The organism is Phycisphaeraceae bacterium, assembly GCA_020639155.1.
Taxonomy (GTDB): domain Bacteria; phylum Planctomycetota; class Phycisphaerae; order Phycisphaerales; family UBA1924; genus JACKHF01.
In genome coordinates, this window is the sequence record JACKHF010000001.1 from 1,219,955 (window position 1) to 1,238,458 (window position 18,504).

At 56.3% G+C, this 18,504-nt stretch carries 18 protein-coding genes; 15 read left to right on the top strand and 3 right to left on the bottom strand.

All coding sequences use genetic code 11. From position 1 onward, the window contains the following. The first annotated feature begins 122 nt into the window (after positions 1-122). Positions 123-362: a hydrolase gene (locus H6815_05210; GenBank protein ID MCB9859835.1), complete on the top strand. Its 240-nt coding sequence runs from the start codon at positions 123-125 to the stop codon at positions 360-362. An 85-nt stretch (positions 363-447) separates the two neighbouring features. Continuing rightward, positions 448-1,020, top strand: a complete 573-nt coding sequence (locus H6815_05215; protein ID MCB9859836.1) for a dihydrofolate reductase family protein — start codon at positions 448-450, stop codon at positions 1,018-1,020. 141 nt (positions 1,021-1,161) lie between these two features. On the opposite strand, the gene H6815_05220 is transcribed toward H6815_05215, so the two are convergent. Then, positions 1,162-1,797, bottom strand: coding sequence for a hypothetical protein (locus H6815_05220; protein ID MCB9859837.1), 636 nt, complete (start codon positions 1,795-1,797; stop codon positions 1,162-1,164). A 419-nt stretch (positions 1,798-2,216) separates the two neighbouring features. On the opposite strand from H6815_05220, the gene H6815_05225 reads away from it, so the two are divergent. The 8 genes from H6815_05225 to H6815_05260 are packed head-to-tail and all read left to right on the top strand — an operon-like array spanning position 2,217 to position 11,144. Then, positions 2,217-3,515: a glycosyltransferase family 4 protein gene (locus H6815_05225; protein MCB9859838.1), complete on the top strand. Its 1,299-nt coding sequence runs from the start codon at positions 2,217-2,219 to the stop codon at positions 3,513-3,515. A 12-nt stretch (positions 3,516-3,527) separates the two neighbouring features. Beyond that, positions 3,528-4,400, top strand: a complete 873-nt coding sequence (locus H6815_05230; GenBank protein MCB9859839.1) for a hypothetical protein — start codon at positions 3,528-3,530, stop codon at positions 4,398-4,400. Next, on the top strand, positions 4,400-5,332 hold the full coding sequence (locus H6815_05235) for a polysaccharide deacetylase family protein (GenBank protein MCB9859840.1): 933 nt from the start codon (positions 4,400-4,402) through the stop codon (positions 5,330-5,332). Before H6815_05230 ends, H6815_05235 begins: the two co-directional genes overlap by 1 nt. After that, positions 5,329-6,948, top strand: a complete 1,620-nt coding sequence (locus H6815_05240) for a glycosyltransferase (protein MCB9859841.1) — start codon at positions 5,329-5,331, stop codon at positions 6,946-6,948. Before H6815_05235 ends, H6815_05240 begins: the two co-directional genes overlap by 4 nt. Further along, positions 6,941-7,807, top strand: coding sequence for a sulfotransferase (locus tag H6815_05245; protein MCB9859842.1), 867 nt, complete (start codon positions 6,941-6,943; stop codon positions 7,805-7,807). Before H6815_05240 ends, H6815_05245 begins: the two co-directional genes overlap by 8 nt. Then, positions 7,804-8,361 (top strand): colanic acid biosynthesis acetyltransferase WcaF, encoded by a 558-nt coding sequence (locus H6815_05250; GenBank protein MCB9859843.1) that lies wholly within the window; start codon positions 7,804-7,806, stop codon positions 8,359-8,361. The genes H6815_05245 and H6815_05250 overlap by 4 nt, the downstream gene beginning before the upstream one ends. Then, positions 8,358-9,518, top strand: coding sequence for a glycosyltransferase (locus H6815_05255; GenBank protein ID MCB9859844.1), 1,161 nt, complete (start codon positions 8,358-8,360; stop codon positions 9,516-9,518). Before H6815_05250 ends, H6815_05255 begins: the two co-directional genes overlap by 4 nt. 18 nt (positions 9,519-9,536) lie before the next feature. After that, a complete protein-coding gene (locus H6815_05260; GenBank protein ID MCB9859845.1) occupies positions 9,537-11,144 on the top strand; it encodes a hypothetical protein in 1,608 nt (535 codons plus the stop codon). A gap of 1 nt (position 11,145) precedes the next feature. Here the strand turns inward: H6815_05260 and H6815_05265 are convergent, their stop codons facing one another. Together H6815_05265 and H6815_05270 are read right to left on the bottom strand one after the other, a co-directional pair. After that, complete coding sequence (locus H6815_05265; protein ID MCB9859846.1) at positions 11,146-12,156, bottom strand: hypothetical protein; 1,011 nt, start codon at positions 12,154-12,156, stop codon at positions 11,146-11,148. 154 nt (positions 12,157-12,310) lie between these two features. Further along, positions 12,311-13,702, bottom strand: coding sequence for a hypothetical protein (locus tag H6815_05270; protein MCB9859847.1), 1,392 nt, complete (start codon positions 13,700-13,702; stop codon positions 12,311-12,313). Positions 13,703-13,908: 206 nt separating this feature from the next. Here H6815_05270 and H6815_05275 point away from each other — a divergent pair, with 206 nt between their 5' ends. The 5 genes from H6815_05275 (at position 13,909) to H6815_05295 (ending at position 18,465) form a co-directional block, all read left to right on the top strand. Continuing rightward, positions 13,909-14,562, top strand: a complete 654-nt coding sequence (locus H6815_05275; protein ID MCB9859848.1) for a cyclodeaminase/cyclohydrolase family protein — start codon at positions 13,909-13,911, stop codon at positions 14,560-14,562. Further along, a complete protein-coding gene (locus H6815_05280; GenBank protein ID MCB9859849.1) occupies positions 14,559-15,131 on the top strand; it encodes a YkgJ family cysteine cluster protein in 573 nt (190 codons plus the stop codon). The genes H6815_05275 and H6815_05280 overlap by 4 nt, the downstream gene beginning before the upstream one ends. 242 nt (positions 15,132-15,373) lie before the next feature. Continuing rightward, positions 15,374-16,240, top strand: a complete 867-nt coding sequence (locus tag H6815_05285) for a PilZ domain-containing protein (protein ID MCB9859850.1) — start codon at positions 15,374-15,376, stop codon at positions 16,238-16,240. A 232-nt stretch (positions 16,241-16,472) separates the two neighbouring features. Further along, positions 16,473-17,894 (top strand): phage portal protein, encoded by a 1,422-nt coding sequence (locus H6815_05290; protein MCB9859851.1) that lies wholly within the window; start codon positions 16,473-16,475, stop codon positions 17,892-17,894. Between the two features lie 43 nt (positions 17,895-17,937). Next, on the top strand, positions 17,938-18,465 hold the full coding sequence (locus H6815_05295) for a hypothetical protein (protein ID MCB9859852.1): 528 nt from the start codon (positions 17,938-17,940) through the stop codon (positions 18,463-18,465). The last annotated feature ends 39 nt before the right edge of the window (positions 18,466-18,504 follow it).

Genomic DNA, 18,504 nt, shown 5'->3' on the forward strand with positions numbered 1-18,504 from the left:
GGGAGCGAATGTGCTCTGAAAGCGTGCTTTGGGCGGGATTGCCGTGGGGGGGATTGCCCACGCCCTTTCCCTCCAACCGAGTTGTTGTACGTGTAAACTCCTCTCCTGTGAGGTCGTTTCCCATGCACCCATGCCCATGCTGCCGCTGTCTCACAATGGACTCAGCATCACGTGATTCTTACGACATATGCCCGGTGTGCGGCTGGGAGGATGATCCAGCACAGTTTGTTGATCCAGATCTTGCTGGTGGAGCAAACAGTGTTTCGCTCGAGGTTGCATGGGAGAACTTCACGCGATTTGGTGCGTGTGATACAGCTGCGCTGGAGTTTGTGCGAAAGCCGCTGCCCGAGGAACTTCCATAGTTTAAGGTGTGACTGGCAAGTTCATGGAGTGCGTCACAGTTTGGAGTACGTGCAACATTGGGGTGGGTGAAGAGGGAAGGGCAACATGAGAAAGATCAGGATCTTCGAACACATCTCGCTTGATGGCGTGATTGCTCCCGACGGACGGGGCGATGAGTACGCGAATGGCGGATGGACAGCGCCGTACCGAAGTCCGGATGGAGCAGCGTCCGTAGCCGAGGCGCAGGGCAAGGACTTTGATCTGCTGCTTGGTCGCCGTACGTACGATCTGTGGGCAGGCTATTGGCCAGCAGTCAATGGCGGACCGTTTGCGGATGTTCTGAACGCTGCGACGAAATATGTCGCGACCCACAGACCCCAAAGTCTTGAATGGGGTCCGGTTGGAGATCTTGGCGCTGACGTCATTGAGGGTGTTCGCAGTGTCAAGTCAAACGGTGGTCCTGACCTGGTCGTCTGGGGAAGTTCGACACTGATACCCGTGCTGCTTGAGCAGGGTTTGGTTGACGAGGTTGTGCTGATCATCTACCCGGTTCTGCTTGGCAGCGGCAAGCGCTGCTTTTCACAGGCTGCTGATCCGCGCGAGCTTGCTCTGGTCAGCACAAAATCGCTGCCTTCAGGCGTGCTTATCAATACATACAGACATGTTGGATCGCTTTGAGCTAGCCGAGTTTGTGTCCACTTTCTGAAAAGACATCGAATATGTACAGGAGTTCTTTGGTGGCCCTGGAATCTCATGCATTGAGAATCAGTGCAGAATTTGGTAGAGACGATGCGCAACGTGACAAGTGGTCATTGGGCATCAGTTGAAATGGCCACACTCCGGGCATGTTGTCAGGTCGGCGATGTTATAGCCACAATGGATGCAGCAACCTTTGGATCGCCTTCGATGGCGCACAAAGCGCCGCCACGCAATCCATGGCGAACACAGGATACTCATGTGTACTAGAGTCATGAGGAAGCTTGTGTGCCAGATCGGCCTGATGGGAACGCGGCGAACACTCGGTTCTAGCCACGGTCTTTCGTCCGGCTGGCGCAACCATGAGGGGATTTCGATGCCTCCGGTCCAGATCGATGTGACATTGTCCATCTGCCAGCCGATGGTGCCTCTCGCTTCCGGGAGTACGAACGTGCGTTCAAAGGCAAATGTTCGAATCGGCCAGCCTGTGCGCACAACCACTATTTGATACAGATCCGGATACAACTGCTTTGTGAGATCACCCGTAAGGATTGAGTACCAGATTGCTGACATTCCGGCTGAGTTGCTTTGTCTAGTATGCTCAGGTTCTTTGGGCCATTCTGCATCAAGGTGCCGAGGCCAGGGACGAGTTTCCGTTGGTTGGAAGTCCATCGGGCTGTGGGCTGCAAAGTACGCAGACTCAGCAAAGACCAGAGCAAGGGAAAACACGAACACGATGGTGAGAATCAGCCAGCGCATGAGAGATCGTACCGAGAGCAGGAGGTGTGTCTGATTCGCTCAGCGTGGGATGTCATGATCTGGCCCATTGTGTTGCAGGAGCGTGGGCGTCCCACCCCACGAGACCACTGCGTGCGTTCCCGCGGCGAGACGCCCCGGGCTCCTGAGATATTGGGTGCAAGGCGCGCTGTGACAATGCAGTGGCAGCAAGCTTTGGCCGACCGAATAGTTGGTCGACAATGTTGATTTTATAGGACTATTTTGCTTTCCACGCGCAACACCATCGCACCTGTTCCGATCCCGAGCCGTAGAACCCTGTTGAGCCGATCCTGACACGGGCATCTCTCGCTGATCTGATTTGGCGGGCTGGGTGTCGTATCGTCTGCACCATTTCCGCCGGAGCTGATGCTCCGGGTTGTCTCCATCCGCTGCTGAACACGATGACTGATACCTCAACACCATCACAAAGCCTGCCCGCACCACGCACCGGTAAGCACCGGCATCTGCTCGTGCTTTCGCAGGTGTACGTGCCCGATCCAGCGAGTGTCGGTCAGCACATGCACGACGCGGCCGCCGAGATGGCATCGCGCGGGCACATCGTCCATGTCATCTGTTCCGGGCGCGGGTACGACGATCCGACACAGAAGTATGCGCCGAAGGAAACGCTCGACGGTGTTCATATCCGCAGACTGCCGCTGTCGAGCTTTGGCAAGAAGTCGATCCCGTTGCGCTTGCTCGCTGGGTTTCTGTTTATGGGTCAGTGCATGGTGCGCGGGATGTTCACAAAGGCCGACGCGATCCTTGTTTCAACCAGCCCGCCGATGTGCGCAGCAGCAGCGCTCGTGATCTCGTACATCCGTCGCAAGCCGATTGTGTACTGGGTGATGGACCTGAATCCTGACCAGATGGTCGAACTCGGAAAACTTAAACCGACATCGATGGTTGTGCGCCTGTACGACTTCTTTAATCGCCGGATCTTCAAGCGTGCGCGTGAGATTGTGGTCATGGATCGGTTTATGGCTGATCGCATCAACAAGAAGATCGACGTGTCTCACAAAGTGTCGATCATGCCTCCCTGGCCGCACGAAGGGCATCTTGAGGTTGTTGCGCACGAAGACAATCCGTTCCGCAGGGAGCACAATCTGAGCACGGATGACAACGCAAACGCGAAGTTTGTCATCATGTACTCGGGTAACCACGGATTCTCTACACCGGTCACCACAGTGCTTGATGCTGCGGTGAAGATGCAGGATCGTGAAAATCTGAAGTTCTATTTCATCGGTGGTGGCGTTGGGAAGAAGGATGTGAAGCGCACCATTGAGGACCATAAACCGACGAATATCGCTGATCTTCCGTACCAGCCGCTTGATTCGATCAAGTACTCTCTCTCGGCGGCGGATGTGCACCTTGTGTCTGTCGGCGATGATGTCGTCGGCGTGGTGCATCCGTGCAAGGTGTACGGCGCGATGGCGGTGGCGAGACCGATCCTTCTGCTGGGACCTGATCCGTGTCACGTGTCCGACGTCATCCGCGATCACAACATCGGCTGGCACATCCAGCACGGTGACGTGGATGGCGCTGTGAAGGTGATTGATGAGATATTACATACATCTCGCGAGACACTTATCGAGATGGGACAGCGGGCGCGTGAGCTTGTCAACACGCAGTTCAGTGCAACATCGCTCAAGGGAGCATTCTGCGATGTTGTTGAGCGTGTGCTGGTCGGAAACGGGAACTGAGCGGAACAAACAATGATTACTGAGACGACGCCAACAACTCTGACTCAGCCTGCGAACATGGAGTTCCAGGTGTTGTCCAAATCAAACGCTCGCCCACTGAAGAAGTATGTCTTTATCCAGGACGACCCGTTCTATCTGCCGAGGGTGCTTGACAAGTATCTGCGCGAGTTTGCTGACTCGACGGCTGGTGTGAACATCCAGTCGGTCGCGCAGGGCAAGCGCACGGTGTTCCAGACAGCGATGGCGCTGCTGAAGATGTACGGATTCTGGTACTTCCAGTGGAAGCTTCGAAACTACATCATCCGCAAGCTGCAGGGTAAGGTGTTCAACCAGATCCTCGGCTCGACGAAGCGGTGCTACAACGTCGAAGCCGTCGCGAAGAAGTATAGCATCCCCGTGCATCGGACCGCGGACGTGAACAGCGAGGAGTTTCTGAAACTGCTGCGCGATCTGGGCGTTGAGTTCATTGTCTCAATCTCGGGCACGCAACTGTATAAGAAGAAGCTCCGTGAGCAGACACCATTTGGGATTGTCAACTGCCACGGCGCGCTGCTTCCGAAGTATCGCGGGCTGATGCCAAGCTTCTGGACACTCGCCAACAACGAGACGGAGGGCGGCTCGTCGGTGCATTACGTGGATGCAAAGCTCGACAACGGGCCGATCATCGTGCAGAACCGGTACAAGATCCATGCGCACGACACGCTCGAGGATGTGATGGCGCGGTCGAAAGACCTCGCTGCAGAGACAATCATTCAGGCGGTTCGTCTTGTCGAGGCGGGCGATACGCCACTGATGCCGAATCCGGAAGTGGAATCGACGCATTTTTCCATGCCGACCAAGCAGGATGTTGACGCATTCAGGAAGGCGGGGCACAAGTTCTTCTGATGCCAGACGATCCGTCACAACGCGTGCATGCGCTTTCCTTCGATATCGAGGACTGGTTCCACATTGTCGAGGTCAAAGCTGTCGAGGATCCGTCGCAGTGGCCGAAGCTGAGTGCTGAGTCGTCGCTCGTTGAGCGGTACACCGATCTGATCCTTCGCATCTGTGACGATGCAAAGACGCACGCAACATTTTTCATTCTCGGATGGATCGCGGACAAACATCCAGCGCTGGTGAAGCGCATTGCTGACGCTGGGCACGAGATCGGATCGCACTCGTTCTGGCATCGCAAGGTGTACGAGCTGGATCCTGATATCTTTCGCGACGATCTTCAACAAGCGAACGATGCGATACGCAGCGCAGCGGGCGCAGAGACATCCATCGCGGGGTTTCGTGCGCCTTCGTTCTCTATCACGCAGGGTGCGGAATGGGCGTTTGACACGCTCATTGATCTAGGATTTACCTACGACGCGAGTCTGTTCCCAGCGGCGCGCGGGCACGGTGGGTACGCGTGCGAGCCTGGGCCGCACGTTGTCACTGCCCCATCGGGCAGACAGATTCCCGAACTGCCGATGTCGATCGCGCCGGTTGGTATTGGACCGATCAAAAAGCGTATGTGCTATTCCGGCGGCGGATACCTGCGTCTGCTCCCCATTGGCATGATTGAGCAGGGCATTGCCAGCGAGAGCGTACAGGATCGATCAACAGTGGTGTATTTGCATCCACGCGACTTTGCTCCAGACTGCCCGCGTGTGCCAATGCCGCCACACAGACGATTCAAGTGCTATGTGGGTGCTGCCTCGACCGAGGCGAAGCTGCGACACATGCTCACGCACCATCGGTGGACGACATGCGCCGATGTGCTTGCGCGATCGGGCACCATGAAACAGCAGGAGACGGAGACCCAGCAGCGGGCAGCTGCACAGTCCGCATGATCAGCCAGACCGTCACAACCCCGGATGATGTGAAGCACACGAGCGATGGGGGTGTCGTGCGCGTGCCGGGGACGCTGCCGGTGAGTGTTGTCATTCTGACGCTGAATGAAGAGATCAACATCAAGGCGTGCATCGAATCGTGCGAGGATGCGGTAGACATCCATGTGCTCGACTCGGGAAGCACGGACAGAACACGCGAGATCGCTGAATCGATAGGCGCAACGGTCTGGGTCAATCCGTTCAAGAGCTTTGGCGCGCAGCGGAACTGGGCGATCGACAATATCAAAGTGCAGACACCGTGGATCTTCCATCTTGATGCTGACGAGCGGTTTACGCCGGAACTCGTGCAGACATTGCGCATGTTGCTTGCCAAGGATCCGGAAGAGGCTGGGTTCCATTTGCCCAACAAGATGATGTTCATGGGGCGCTGGCTGAAGCGCTCCGGGGCGTATCCCAACTACCAGATGCGATTGTTTCATAAGGATCGCATGCGGTTCTTTGACTATGGGCACGGACAGCGCGAGGACACAACGGGCAAGGTATCGCGCATCGAGACGCCATACCTGCATTACTCGTTCTCCAAGGGTCTCTATGACTGGTTCGACAAGCACAACAGGTACTCGTCTCAGGAGGCGATCCAGTTCATCAACCGCGAGGAATCGCTGCCAGCGCTATCCGATCTGCTTGCGCGGAACTCGACGCAGCGTCGGCGCGCGTGGAAGCGTGTGCTTTACGGCGTGCCGGGTTGGCCGGTGATTAACTTGTGCGCGCGTCTGTTTGTGTTTGGCGGGATTCTTGAGGGCAAGGCCGGGATCACATACTGCACCATGCTCGCGATGTACGAGCAGCAGATCCGTGTGAAGCTGCGCCTGCTTCGTCATGCGCACAAGCAGGGAACGACGTTCGAGTCTGATGCGATGCCAGCAGCACCGTCGACAAAGCAGACTGTTATGGTGCCGAGCGCGGGCACATCGCAATCGATGGCGGTTGCTACCGCCCCCGCAACGCGAGCAGGTTCTTCTGCGGCATCTGTCTTGCCAGCGGCTGCTCAATCGATAGAAGTGCTCCCAGAAAAGAGCCCGTGGACGACAAAGGAGAAGATCGGGCGAGCAATGTGGATGCTGATTGGATCGAAGGTGTTCAGGCTGACATTCCACAACTGGTACGGTGTTCGTCGTGGATTGCTGCGTCTGTTCGGTGCAACGGTAGAGAAGGATGTGCGCATCAGACCCAGTGCGCACATCGAGATTCCGTGGAACTGCACATTCAAAGAGGGGTGCTCGGTTGGCGATCGGGCGATCGTGTACTCGCTTGGTCATATTACGATCGGGCGGTATGCGATCATCAGTCAGTATGCGCATCTGTGCGCGGGCACGCATGACTTTACAGACAAACGGTTTACGTTGATTCGGGATCCGATTGTGATCGGGGACGCTGCATGGATCAGTGCGGATGCGTTCGTTGGACCGAATGTGACGGTGGGTGATCGGGCGATTCTCGGTGCGCGTGCGAGCACGTATAAGGATCTGGAAGCGGGCATGATCTACGCGGGGAATCCAGCGAAGCTGATCCGTGAGCGGACGATCCGTGACGAGAAAGCGAGCGGGGATGAGTAGCAGCACGAGTGATTTTGATCGCCCGATCATCTTTGTTGGGACGCATCGCTCGGGCACGACGTGGATGGGTGACGAGTTCTCGCGCCATCCGGATCTTGCGTATGCGGTTGAGCCGCGACACATCTGGTCATGGTCGCATCAATCGCTGGGTGATGATCGTCTGACGAGTGAGCATGCGACGCCAAAGGTGCGCCAGCACATTCGCGCAGCGTTTGAGCAGCTTGTGAAAAAAGACGGAAAGAAGCGGCTTGTCGAGAAAACGCCGAGCAACTGTCTTCGGCTGCCGTTTGTTCGTGCGGTGTACCCCGAGGCAAAGATTGTGCTTGTTGTGCGCGACGGACGGAGCGTGATCGCTTCGACCGAGGATATCCAGCAGCAAGGTGTACAGACGAAGCTGATCTTCCGCCGTGCATTGCAGACACCGCTGCCTGAATGGCCTGCACAGATGGGCAGGTTGTTTTCCGCTGTCCACAACAAGGTGACGGGGAAGCCGATGAAGTTCTGGGGGCCGAAACCGCCGGGCTGGAAGGATTGGGTGAAGCACGACGAGCCCGAGGTCATTCGCGCGAAGCAGTGGGCTGCGACGGTGTTGTGCGCGTATCGCGATGCGAAAGAGATGGGCGACGTTCTGATCTTCCGATTCGAGGACATGATGCAGCGCCCCGCCGAGACAATGCGGGAGATCGCCGAGTTCTGTGAGCTTGCGGATGCTGATGGCGTGATCGAGCACGTTGCTGCGACGGCTGATCCTTCACGGAATGCAAAGCGCAGAGCAGAAAAAACGAACCTTGATCATGTGCGTTCGATTCTCGAGCCGGCACTGAACGAGTTGGGATACGAATGGGACGAGACTCTGTGACCGATACACACGAGATACATGCGGGTCTGCTTCGCCGGCTTTTCTGGTCGTGGTGTGGCATGCCAGCATTTCGATGTACGTTCCACAACTGGTATCGTGCGCGCGGAATGGTTCTGAACATCTTCGGAGCGCGCGTCTCTCGCTCCGCGAAAATTCGGCCAACAGTACGAGTCAATCGCCCATGGAATCTCGTTGTCGGAGATCACGCGGCTATAGGTGATTACGCCATCCTTGACTGTGTCGCGCCGGTTTTCATTGGTGCTCGATCAACGATCAGCCAGTACGCGCATCTCTGCACTGTATTTACCAGCCCCGATGCTGACGATGATTTTCCTGCGCCGATTCGGGTGGAGGATGACTGCTGGGTTGCAGCTGATGTGTTTGTCGGGGCGGGTGTGACGATCCGGCACGATACTGTGGTCGGTTCTCGATCGAGCGTGTTTGATTCGCTGCCCGAACGAAGCATTTGTGTTGGTGATCGTGCGAAGCGGATTGGCGAGCGCGTCTGGAGACACGAGCAGCAATATGAGCCTGTCGCGGGAGGAGCACATTGAGCAGCGCCCCCATCGAGCCGTTGCACATAGTGCATTACATTCCCAGGATATTACTGTCCGAGGGCGGTGTTGTGCGGGCTGTGCTCGACATGACGGAGCTTGCTGCGTCAGCAGGTCACAAGGTCACGGTTGTTACCGCGGACGATAGCGATGTGCCTGCGAGCTGGCGTGATATAACAGACCGTGTGCATCTGGTTTCAACAGGCAGGGGCGGGCTGATACGCAAGCAGGACATGCTCGGTATTCGACAGTGTGTTGAGCGCGCAGATGTTGTGCATCTGCACACGCCGTGGGAGATGGCGAACCTGCAACTCGCGAAGATTGCCCTCAAGGCTAGCAAGCCGTATGTGCTGACGATCCATGGAATGCTCGATGACTGGTGCATGACGCAGCGCGGGCTGAAGAAGAAGATTTATCTCGCGCTCTTCGGGAAGCGGCTACTTGAGAGAGCGCAGTATGTGCATTGCTCCGCCCAGGCAGAGCTTGATCAGTCGAAGAAGTACTTTCCGAAGGGTCGCGGGGTCATCGTACCGAACTTGCTGGCGATGGATGCGTACCACGAACTGCCCGGGCCGGATATTGCGCGTCAGAAATGGTCATTCCTGCAGACAGATCGGCCGGTGTTGTTGTTTCTCAGCAGAATCCATGAGAAGAAGGGTATTGAGCATCTAATCAGTTCAGCAAAGCATCTGCGTGATCTTGATCCTGTTGTTGTGGTCGCGGGGACTGGTGATGCCGAGTACACACGCTCGCTTGAAGTGCTTGCGGAAGATCTTGGTGTGAGCGATGATGTTCACTTTGTTGGGCACATCGGCGGTGCTGAAAAGCTGTCGCTGTACGAGGCGGCGGACGTGTTTGTATTGCCGACAAGCCAGGAGAACTTCGGTTTTGTGTACTTTGAATCGCTTGCGTGTCGGACGCCGATCGTGACGACGCGAGGCACTGACACGTGGCCCGATCTTGAGCGGTCTGGCGCTGCTCGAATCACGCATCCTGTGTCTGGTGCAGCGCTTGCTCATGATATTGCGGAAATGTTGCAGAACCGTGACACGCTGCGCGAGATGGGCGAAAAGGGACGCTCGTGGGTGTTTGAGTATCTTGACGAAGCGCGGATCATTGCGCAGTACAACGAGATGTATACAGGCAACGCTTCATGAGGTAATACACAAAGATCTATGGCAACAGAGGCATCCAAGGCGATCGTGCGAATGGGAGCGAACTACGTTCGTCTCATTCTCAGTGTGCTTATGGGCCTGGCTTTTTTTCGTATGTGCCTTGAGCATGGCGGAAAAGATGTGACGGCGCTGATTATTCTGTTGGGATCCAGTGCGGGGATTGCGGCGGTCTTTATTGACATCATGAATGCGAGTCTTGTGCGCGAGGTTGGGTCGGCGTGGCACAACCCCGATCGGGATGTATTTGCGTCTGTTTATAACTCGGCTATCGCGCTCTGTGTCGCTCTCATTCCGCCAACGCTTGTTATCACATTCGTACTGATGCTCGTTGTGCCAGTGCTGGATATCGATTCGTCGCTGATTCGCGCGGCTCAGATCTATGTTCTGACGCGTGGTATCGAGTTATCTCTTGTCCTTTTGCTGACATGCCCTGTGCGGATGTATCAGGTCAAAGAGCACTTTGTCTGGGCAAATCTGATCGAGTTGCTCCGGCGGGCATCGCAGTTGATTGCTGGCATCATTATTTTTCTTATCATGAAGGTGACAGATCCTGCATCGGCGCTTGTGTTGTTCGGTGTCATCTCGACGGGACTGATCGCGATTGTCCTTGTTGGTTTCGGAAGCGCGGTGATGGTGCTTGATCGGACGCTGGTGCCGACCCGCTCACTGGTACGGATTGGCACGATCAAGCAGATTCTTGCGTCTGTGAAGTGGAACGCGGGCGTCATATTTGCAACGAGCATCCATCTGCCCGCAGCACAGTTTGTGATGAATCTGGTGTTTGGGCTTATCGGAAATCTTGCGTTCGGATTCGCGCAAGTCTTTTCTGCGTATGTACTGCGTCTGACGGTGGGGACGACCGATGGGCTTGATGCGGTGAGTGTACGGCTGAGTTCTCGTGACGAGAGTGGGCGTGCAACACAGGTGCTGTTCCACCATGCGACCCGTCTCCAGACGCTCGTCGCGTGTTCCGCTGGGATGATGGTGGCGGTGTATGCGCAGCCGCTGATGTCGCTTTGGCTTGGCAAGAAGGAGAACGCTGAAGAGGCGATCCCACTGGCGGCTCCGTTGACTGCCGTCATCATGCTCGGGATTGTTTCGCGAGCAATATCCGAGGGGTGGATGCGGATATTGTATGGGGCCGGGTATGTTGACAGGTATGCGAAGCTGGTGATGGCTGGTGCTGTTTTCAGCCCTGTGCTTGCAGTGCTGCTTTCGATTCTGCTTCCATCTGAGCCAGCGATCATTGGGGAGTATGGTCCCAACTTTGCAGGAGCAGCTGCTGCCTACGCGATAACAATATTTATTTTTCAGCTTGTGCTATTGCCCCGTGTTGCGGCGCGGTGTCTGCGGATGCGCATTCGCGACACGTTCAAGCCGATGGTTGCGCCGCTTGCGATTGTTCTTGTAGCCTCTCCGATTCTCCTTGTTGCGCGATATGTGCTTGAATGGACAAGCTTTCTGGGTTCTGTCGTGTCGTGCGGGCTCTATGGCTGTGCGGTGTGTGTGCTGTTCGGATTGTTTGGACTTTCGCGCGAAGAGCGGCATCGGTTCACTGGTGCGATGCTTCGTCGCATGAGTCGATCCCGTGGTGAAATCACGCAGTGAGCTATCTGTTCAAGCTCAGCTCAACCATCACCGGCAGATGATCTGAGCCGGACACCTGTAATGTGTTCCATGAGACGATTCGCACATCGTGTGACACCCATACATCATCAATGGCGATCTGGAGAGGCCAGAATAACCATGCGGGCCAGGTGCCTGTTGCGCGAAGCACGGGCTTTGCCCGGCGTAAACCCGTGCGTCGTGTGATAGCCCTGCTGCGCCAGGCTGACGGCGTTGCGTTCATGTCTGTAGCAAGTACCAGCGGTATACCAAGTGCGTGTGCATCGTTGATTACACTGATCGCCGCGTTGACTGCGGCATTGCCCCACTTCCAAAGCTGGGGATTCTTTGGTGCGAGCGGATGGGACACGAGTATTCCAACATCTCCTGATGGGGTCTGTACACGAGCGGCAAAGACAGATGGCGCTGGGGTCAACGCCCATTCGGTGCGATGGCTCTGTTCAAAGAGTTCGTCGATCGGCCAGCGGCTCAGCAATGTGCGCATGCCAGGCCTGCGATTCTGCTCAAGGTGAAAGTATGGGTAGTGTTCTTGAACACGCGGGTTCGTTTCAAGCTCGTGCATGAGCTGGAGTGACATCTCCGGCAGAGCGACGAGATCTGCGTTCGATCCAAGGATCAGTTTGAGTGTCATTTCCGGGTTGTCGCCCACAGACTGCGTGTTAAATACAAGCACGGAGAGATCTGTCTGCTGGGCGCGCGTCCACTCTGCCCGCGGCGTCGATACAACGCTGACGATCGCAGATATTGCTGACAGTGCGAGCAGGAGAGTGCTGGTCCGTTGCTTTCTGACGAGTGTTGCAAAGCAAAGGATGACAGCACATGTTGCAACATGTGCTGCAAAGTTCGCGATGACATCGGTGATATACAAGCGGATAGAAACATGTGGCGTGAGCGAGCAGAGCAGTATGCAGAGTGCGATGGCGCACCAGGTCACTGATTCAGAGCGTCGAAGCAAACGCTGTTGAGGCTTTGGGGGTTGTGGGCTTTCGTCCATGAACAGATTATGTATCGGCGAAGCTGGCCGCTTTGTTTGTAGAGAAAGAAAACCCCGGCGAGGGACAGTGTCCTTGGCCGGGGCATGAACACGTCACGCAAGAAACGTGCTCAGCAATCTCCGCGGGCGGGTTTCTCCGTTTCTCTCAGTGATGTCACTGTTTTTCCGGCCGCGGGAGATCCAGATCGGATGTTCTTGGCGGACGACGATCATCGCCCTGACGTTCCCGGTTGCGCAGATGCTGCTGTGGACTATCGCTGCTTTCCTGCATCATGCGGCGAATAGCCTCACGACGATCCTCCGGGCTGGCATTCCGTAGGCGCTCCATGCGCTGGCGGAGTTGGGCGATGGCCTGTTCGCGTTCTTCCGGTGGAAGTGATTCGAGTTTGCGAGCGATGCGATCGTGCAACTCCTGTGGGATGTCCATATCCGCTCCGGGGCTCGACTGATCGCTGCGCCTGTTTCCTCGTTGCTGTGGACGCTGCTCGCGATCGTTCTGACGATCCTGCGCCTGTTCGCGGAAGCGTTCCTCGTACCTCCGCTGGTCGGCATTGGTTCTGCGCTCTTCCTGCTGGCGGTGGTAGTCGGCAATGTGACGCTCGACGAACTCCCGTTGTGCTGGGTCGAGAATGCGCCACGCTTCATTGATTGCGCGGTCGGTTGATGGCATGGACTGTCGCAGTTGTTGCATATGTTCGAGCAACGGCTGGAGAGCCTCACGATCGCGTTCAGGTCTGCGTTCACGCAGTCGTTCATCATTTGGCTGACGATCGTTGGTTCGAGCGCGGGGTGCGCGATCATCCTGATTGTTGCCAAACCACGGGTTTGATGTCTCTCGTTGGTCGGGTCTGTCCGGTCGATCCGCCATCGGTGGGCGGTCCTGCTGAGGCCCGCTGCGACGCTGCGGTCGATCGGATTCCGGTGCAGCGCCGGCTTGTGGGGTGCGCCGATTTCCGCGTGCATCTGGTCCAAACGGCGCATCATCCTGCATACCACGGCGCGCCTCGGGACCGAATGGGCCTCTGTTGCGGGACTGATCGTTGCGCTGGGCACGGTCGAACTGGGACCACGGACCATTCATGACTTGTGGATCTGCGCCAAGCTCACGCGCGTGTTGGCGAAGTTCGTCTATTTCACCGCGGTGTGCGTCGAGCCAGTGTTCGATCTCGAGTCTGTACTCATCCATGACGTGAGCGAGCTGATCACGCTGTTCCGGGCGGAGCGCAAGACGACCGTGATCTACTGCGCCGAGTTCTCTGATCGCGCGATGGAAGACCATGGGAGGAACCTGCTCCTGCGCTCGGGCACGCGTGCGCACGTTGTCATCCATCTCGCCGAACATGCCCTGGGTTCCGGGGGCCTTGTTGTCTCTGACTCTTGGGCCTTCCAGAAACGCGCGGTCGGGTTGGCGTTGCTGTTGACGCTGGGCCTGTGCTGAGACCGTTGTTGCAAGCCCCGCAATCGCAAGCATTGCGATGAGATATGCTGGTCCTCGCTGGTGGCGTCGGTTCCGTGTGGTGTTCATCTGGTTTCCTCTTACTGCCATGTTTGTTCTCCTCCGCCTCGGGCCTGTGCCCCAACCACCCATCGGCGATTTCGCTTGTTCCTAGGAGCAAACGGGCGGGATGGATGATCATTGCAGGAGGTGCCAAAACCTTTGCTTGTTACAAATATCTCGAAGTAAGCAGTTCATATTGGACGTATTGACGAGGGTGCACGACGCGGAACGCTCGTGCCTCCAATGATGTTGGTGTGACACAGAACCATCCCCAAACGGATCAGCACACGAGCAGTATCAAAGCGGACACGGTCGGTGGGTTTCTTGATGCGCTCGGGTCGAAGCAGCCAGCACCCGGCGGTGGGGCAGTTGCGGGGCTGTGCGGTGCGATTGGTGCGGCGCTCGCACAGATGGTGAACAGCTATTCGACTGGTCGCAAGTCTCTTGCATTGCACACAGATGCACTTGCTGCTGATGCTCGGCTGCTTACGCAGTTTCGTGACGAGATGTTGTGGCTTGCGGACGAGGACGCGAGGGCATACGCAAAGCTCAATGCGATTGAGCGGTTGGATGCGGATGATCCTGCACGTGCAGGATATGACGAGGCAGTGCGCGATGCGATTGCGGTGCCATCCCGGGTGATGGTGTGTGCAGGTGAGCTTTTGTTGCTGGTTGAGCGGATGGTTGGTCGATCGAACCCTTGGCTGATGAGTGATCTTGCTATCGCAGCGATTCTTGCGGATGCGTGCTGTCGCGCTGGCGCGTGGAATGTGCGTGTCAACGCCGGTTCTGTGCGAGATGTTGCGGCTCGTGAGGCGCTGGTTCGTGATGCCGAGTCCCGTATTGAGGCGTCCAGCATTTTGTGCGCACAAGTTGAGCGACTGTGCAAACCGGAAAATCAGTCGTGACATCGCATGATGACATGAGTGATGCAGAGTTAAAGCAGCACTGGCGTGACATGGTTGCGCGGGAAGATGTGCGTGATGCGCTTGAGCACGTGTATGCAGCGGCAATGCGCGCGATCGCAGAGAGACAGCCAAAGTGTGAGGCGTCGGGCAGGTGCTGCAGATTCGAGCAGTACGGGCATCGGCTCTATGTGACGGGTCTTGAAGCTGCGTACACAATGATGAAGCTCGACGCAGCAAGGCCGGTGAACGGTCTGGCGACGCTACAGTCGGACACGCAGGCACAACGCTTCGTTGCGCGGGTGTCGCTGCCAGTATTGAGTTCAAGCGCGTTGCAGCGAGCGCGGAGTGAAGGTGGGTGTCCATTTCAGGTGGATGGGCTGTGCAGCATCCACACGATCAAGCCCCTCGCATGCCGGACATACTTCTGTGACCCGACTGCAACAGAGTGGCAGCAGGATCTAACGGAGCGGTTGCACGCGCAAATCACGCGCATTCACACGGAGTATGGTGTTGTGTACAGGTACGCAGAGTGGCGAGCAATGCTGGAAGTTCTTGTTTCGAACATGTAGTTCTAGTTTTCATGAGCGACTTGAATCAAAGTTGATGATATTTGCGCTCAGAATCACTTATTCAGCTGTCAGGGTTTTCCATTGCGGTGTGTAAAGTAATATTGCGGTGGGAGTTGCGCAAATAGACACCGCATAAATATTTTTTCTTGTTGCCCTGATTGGGTGAACACCCTCGTGTTCGGTGCCGATGGATGGGCCCCGACAGGAGTTGTTTTTCCACTGGATCAGGGAGTGTTTTGAGCATGTTTGCAAAGGATGGACAGGACATACTGAGCCGGCCGGAGATTGTGAGCTCTGTTATCGGGATTGTTCGTCAGATGGATGTGATTGCTGCGGAGGATGCAGAGTTTTCGGATGTTCAGGAGCGCCGGAAATACCCGAGGTACTCGTTTGCGCAGGGAACAGTTCCGTGTCGGTTTGAGCATCATAATGGAGACACTGGTGTTTCGATTGTGCTGCCACGGAATCTGTCTGCGAGTGGGATGTCATTCGTGAAGTACGGATATATGCACGAGGGCACACCCGTGCAGATGATGTTTACTCGTCGCGATGGAGAGAAGAGACAGGTTGATGGCACGGTTGTCTGGTGCCGGATGGTGCGAGGAAATCTGCACGAGGTTGGTGTGACATTCGGAAAATATGTTTCGCCGCACTTGTTCTGTTCGCGGGAGGCGATGTCGCAGCCGTTCTCAAAGGACAGGAAGAAGATAGCTTCAAATGCGAAGCAGCCCAAGCCCGCGGAGGGAATGGCGATCTGCATTGGGGATGATGCTGAAGAAATAGGATATATTGCGACTGTGCTAGCACGTGACGGTTTGTTGACCGAGAAGGCAATGAGCTTCGGGCAGGGTTTGGATAGATTGCGTCAGAACACGTATGGATACGTGGTCGTTGATCTTGATATTGATGGCTTTGAACCTGCAGATGTTCTTCTTCAGGTGTGCGGGATTGCGTCGACATCGAGGGTTGTTGGTATGACGTGGTGCGGCCCCGATCAGACGGATACGTTCGTGCAGGAGAATGATGCGCTGGTTCTGCAGAAGCCTGTGCCGAACTCGATACTTGAGGAGATTGAGAAGATCCAAAGTGGAGAGAAGCGAGCAGCGTAGCCTCTGCTCAGGAGCGGAGAATCCGAGTTTGTGCGCACATGCAGCAACTCGGCATCGTGTCTGAGCACGTCCACTTTGATAGCAGATCATCCCCGTGAATGCCCATAGATGCCGACATGTGCTGGTTCTGCGCATGCTCGGCACTTTGGGTGTGCGCACATGCAGGTCGATGCGTGTCTTTGGTTGAGAGCTTTGCACATGTTGTGCAGCATGGCGAAACCAGGAGGCGGGCATGACGGATCTGCAGATTGCAACCCGGCAGGTTGAGAGTGCATCAGCGATTGATTCCGGTCTTCTTGAATCGCTGATCCATGCGCATCGGCAGGATCGGATACCGCGATATGCAAGGCTGTGGAAGTACTACAGGAACCCCGATGTTCGAACGAGCAGCGGTCGGGTTGTTGCGGCGCAGGCTGACGGTTTGCCAGCGCGGCTTCGCATGCCTGCGGGAGATCCCGGGTATCGGGGTGCAAGTGCGCCAGAGATCGTTCTTGAGAACGACATCGCATGGCGAATCCACACGATGGTTGACTTCATGTTTGGAAAACCGATCCGGATTGTGAGTGAGGCTGAAGATGAACGTCTGCGATCAAAGATCGAAGAGGCGCTTGAGCGCGTATGGGAGTTGAGTGGCGGTGTTTCTTTGCTGCAGGATGCAGCGCTTCTGGCGCATGTGTACGGGCATGTTGATCTGATGCTGCGTATCGGGGAAACTGGTTCATATCCAGTGATCGAGATTATCGAGCCGGCGCGCGGGATTCCAGTGTCGGACAGCTTTGACTACAGGCGTTTTACTTCGTATATCGTGCACTTTGAGCGCGAGCTTGCGCAGATTGATCGAGATGTGAGAACCTCATTCCGTTTGTTTGGCGCGATGCTGGGGGGCAGAAAGCGCGAACACGTGACGGAGATTGTGACTCGTGACGTTGTTGAGCAACGCCGGGATGGCAAAGTTGTTGCGCGCTGGCGGAACGAGTTGGGATTTGTGCCAGTAGTGCATATTCAGAATCAATCGCAGCCGTTCAGGTACGAGGGAATCAGTGAGGTTGAGCAGTTGATCGGGCTGCAGGACGAGCTAAACACTCGTCTGAGTGATCGTGCGAGCCGAGTAACGATGCAGAGTTTCAAAATGTATCTTGCGAAAGGAATCGAGGGGTTCGACAAGGTTCCGGTTGGCCCCGGGCAGGTGTGGTCGACGGACAACGAGCACGCTGAGATTGTCGCGTTTGGCGGTGACGCGTCGAGCCCGAGTGAGGACAAGCACATCGAGGATGTTCGTGAAGCGATGGACAAGGTGAGCGCTGTGCCGCCGGTGGCGGGAGGTGTTGTTCGCGCAAAGATCGGGAATCTGTCGAGTGCGAATGCGCTTCGTGTGACGCTGCTCGGGCTTCTTTCCAAGACTGCTCGCAAGCGTGTTGTGTATGGGCGTGGGATCTCTGAGATGAGCCAAATGGTGCTTGCTTCGCTTGACACAGCGGGTGTGCTGCGCACCAGTGAGCGAGACCGGAGTGTGCGTGTCGTCTGGCGTGATCCGCTTCCGGATGACATCCGTGAGCAGGAGATCGAGGCAAGAACAAAGCAGAGTCTGGGTGTTTCTGACGAGCAAATCCAATCAGAACTTGGATACGCAGACGCAGACCCCGGTGTGCAGTGAGTGCGCCGGTGTGATTTCGCGCAAGCAAAGCAAAGGAGAGGCGATGGCAGAACATGTGGTCCATGAAGAGGCACGCACGGATGACGCAGTTGACACGGATCCTGCGCAGACAGATCCGAAAGCAGATGTTCCAGGGCGCGATGCTGGAGAAGCGGAAGGCGGCGCTCATGCACCACGTGCACATGAGCTGGAATCACAAATCTGGGAACTGACAAACGAGCGTGATTCATTACATCGCGCACTTGCGCAATCGGAGCGACGCCGACAGATCGAGGGTTTGCTGCGCGATGCAGAATCTGTTGACGTAGGTGCGGCACTCCTGCTTACCGAGGCGGCGATTGGTGAGATTGATGGTGATATCGATCTCAAGGATGTCGTTGCGGAGATGGTGCGCACAAAGCCGTATCTGTTTGCTCGCGACGCCGGAGTTTCTCGAGATCGGTATCGCGCGTCTGTGATGGCAGGGGCGGTTGACAGTGAGTCCGAACTTGTTGAGGCAGCGACTGCCGCTCGTGAAACAGGCGATCGTCATGCGCTGCTTCGGTATCTTCGTATGCGGAACGGGCTTTGAGCGTGGTTGTGCGCGTGCGACGGATCGCTGACGCGCGGG

What these genes read in the sequence shown, in the direction of transcription:
- H6815_05260 (MCB9859845.1), top strand. Translation starts at nt 9,537, where the DNA reads ATGGCAACAGAGGCATCCAAGGCGATCGTGCGAATGGGAGCGAACTAC.
- H6815_05290 (MCB9859851.1), top strand. Translation starts at nt 16,473, where the DNA reads ATGACGGATCTGCAGATTGCAACCCGGCAGGTTGAGAGTGCATCAGCG.
- H6815_05235 (MCB9859840.1), top strand. Translation starts at nt 4,400, where the DNA reads ATGCCAGACGATCCGTCACAACGCGTGCATGCGCTTTCCTTCGATATC.
- H6815_05210 (MCB9859835.1), top strand. Translation starts at nt 123, where the DNA reads ATGCACCCATGCCCATGCTGCCGCTGTCTCACAATGGACTCAGCATCA.
- H6815_05270 (MCB9859847.1), bottom strand. Translation starts at nt 13,702, where the DNA reads ATGGCAGTAAGAGGAAACCAGATGAACACCACACGGAACCGACGCCAC.
- H6815_05245 (MCB9859842.1), top strand. Translation starts at nt 6,941, where the DNA reads ATGAGTAGCAGCACGAGTGATTTTGATCGCCCGATCATCTTTGTTGGG.
- H6815_05230 (MCB9859839.1), top strand. Translation starts at nt 3,528, where the DNA reads ATGATTACTGAGACGACGCCAACAACTCTGACTCAGCCTGCGAACATG.
- H6815_05215 (MCB9859836.1), top strand. Translation starts at nt 448, where the DNA reads ATGAGAAAGATCAGGATCTTCGAACACATCTCGCTTGATGGCGTGATT.
- H6815_05265 (MCB9859846.1), bottom strand. Translation starts at nt 12,156, where the DNA reads ATGGACGAAAGCCCACAACCCCCAAAGCCTCAACAGCGTTTGCTTCGA.
- H6815_05220 (MCB9859837.1), bottom strand. Translation starts at nt 1,797, where the DNA reads ATGCGCTGGCTGATTCTCACCATCGTGTTCGTGTTTTCCCTTGCTCTG.
- H6815_05240 (MCB9859841.1), top strand. Translation starts at nt 5,329, where the DNA reads ATGATCAGCCAGACCGTCACAACCCCGGATGATGTGAAGCACACGAGC.
- H6815_05225 (MCB9859838.1), top strand. Translation starts at nt 2,217, where the DNA reads ATGACTGATACCTCAACACCATCACAAAGCCTGCCCGCACCACGCACC.
- H6815_05285 (MCB9859850.1), top strand. Translation starts at nt 15,374, where the DNA reads ATGTTTGCAAAGGATGGACAGGACATACTGAGCCGGCCGGAGATTGTG.
- H6815_05295 (MCB9859852.1), top strand. Translation starts at nt 17,938, where the DNA reads ATGGCAGAACATGTGGTCCATGAAGAGGCACGCACGGATGACGCAGTT.